General features: G+C 31.2%; 2 protein-coding genes and 1 pseudogene. 2 read left to right on the forward strand and 1 reads right to left on the reverse strand.

All coding sequences use genetic code 11. The features are described from left to right. Positions 1 to 231: pseudogene (locus L21TH_RS01040) on the forward strand (spermidine/putrescine ABC transporter ATP-binding protein); the annotation flags it as partial. Continuing rightward, positions 218 to 1054: an ABC transporter permease gene (locus L21TH_RS01045; RefSeq protein WP_278244273.1), complete on the forward strand. Its 837-nt coding sequence runs from the start codon at positions 218 to 220 to the stop codon at positions 1052 to 1054. The pseudogene L21TH_RS01040 and the gene L21TH_RS01045, both read left to right, overlap by 14 nt. Before the next feature lie 32 nt (positions 1055 to 1086). Here the strand turns inward: L21TH_RS01045 and L21TH_RS01050 are convergent, their stop codons facing one another. After that, positions 1087 to 1404: a DUF975 family protein gene (locus tag L21TH_RS01050; protein WP_052002624.1), complete on the reverse strand. Its 318-nt coding sequence runs from the start codon at positions 1402 to 1404 to the stop codon at positions 1087 to 1089. Between the last annotated feature and the right edge of the window lie 100 nt (positions 1405 to 1504).

Genomic DNA, 1504 nt, shown 5'->3' on the forward strand with positions numbered 1-1504 from the left:
CTAAAAAAAGAAGGAAAAACTGCAATAATGGTGACACACGACATAGCAGAAGCTATATCTATGGCAGACAGAGTTGCTGTTCTATCTAAACGTCCAGCAACAATAAAAGATATTATACCTATTAAACTAACGTGTCCAGCTGGAATTAGAACACCTATGAAGTGTAGAGAAGCTCCTGAATTCAGACACTACTTTAATAAAATTTGGAAGGAGCTGGATGTTCATGTATAAAAACGATATTAATAATAATATCTATAAACAGGTTTCAAAAGAACATGAACAATACATTAAAAAAATGAAAAAAAGAAAAAGAATGATATTTATTACTCAAATATTAATCTTAATATCAGCAACAATATTATGGGAAGTAGCTGCTAGATTAGAATGGATAGATACCTTCTTAACTAGTTATCCTAGCGATATATGGAATCTATTTATAAAATTAGTTAATGACGGCTCCATATTCGAACACATTGGAATATCAGTAATGGAAACTATAGTTGGTTTTGCATGTGGTACTATCCTAGGTATACTAATAGCAATATTATTATGGTGGTCAGACTTTATAGCCAAAGTATTAGACCCTTATTTAGTTGTACTTAACAGTCTACCAAAAACTGCTCTAGCCCCTATAATCATACTTTGGGTTGGTGCTGGATATTCTGGTATCATTGTCACAGCTATTACAGTTTCAATAGTAATAACCATCATGAATGTATATAATGCCTTTAAAGATGTAGACCAAGATAAAATAAAGATGCTTAAAACCTTTGGAGCAGATAAATTCCAAATCTTACGAAAAGTAAGCTTACCATCTAGTATTCCAACTGTGGTAAGTACCTTAAAAGTTAACATTGGACTATCGTGGGTAGGTGTAATTGTTGGTGAATTCCTAGTATCAAAGGCAGGTATAGGATACCTAATAGTATATGGTGGGCAAGTTTTTAAGCTAGATTTAGTTATGATGAGTGTAATTATTTTAGCTGTAATTGCAGCAATCATGTATCAAGGTGTAGCTATCATAGAAATGAAATTTTTAAAGTGGAAACAATAGCACTAAAGGTCAGGATTTCCCTGACCTTTTATCTATTCAACACTATAGTTTTCATTTCCTATTAAATCTTGATAAAAATTCGCTATTGTAGTTCTATAATATGGGATTACCCATATTAAGCCTATCCCAAATGTTATAATTCCTAGTAAAAACCATCCTATAAAACTTAATACTAATACAAAAAGTCTCATCTTATGTCCATCCATCATTTCTATACTTTGACTTATTGCTTCTAATGGACCTATTTCTGGGTTATCCCTCATAATATAAAAAGCCATAGAATATTTAAGTAATGCTATAAATCCTGGAATAATTAATAACAAGAACCATAAAAATATGAATATACCCATAATAAGATTAAGTAAAAAAGTATTTCCAAAGTATTTAAATCCAGTGAACTACTCGCCATTGAAATGGCAAGCTTCGGAGTCGCAAGTTAAAAACTTGCTA

Origin of the sequence: Caldisalinibacter kiritimatiensis (assembly GCF_000387765.1) — a bacterium.
Taxonomy (GTDB): Bacteria; Bacillota; Clostridia; order Tissierellales; family Caldisalinibacteraceae; genus Caldisalinibacter; species Caldisalinibacter kiritimatiensis.

Bases quoted from the DNA above. Each gene is read 5' to 3' on its own strand.
- L21TH_RS01050 (WP_052002624.1), bottom strand. From the start codon at position 1,404: ATGGGTATATTCATATTTTTATGGTTCTTGTTATTAATTATTCCAGGA.
- L21TH_RS01045 (WP_278244273.1), top strand. From the start codon at position 218: ATGTTCATGTATAAAAACGATATTAATAATAATATCTATAAACAGGTT.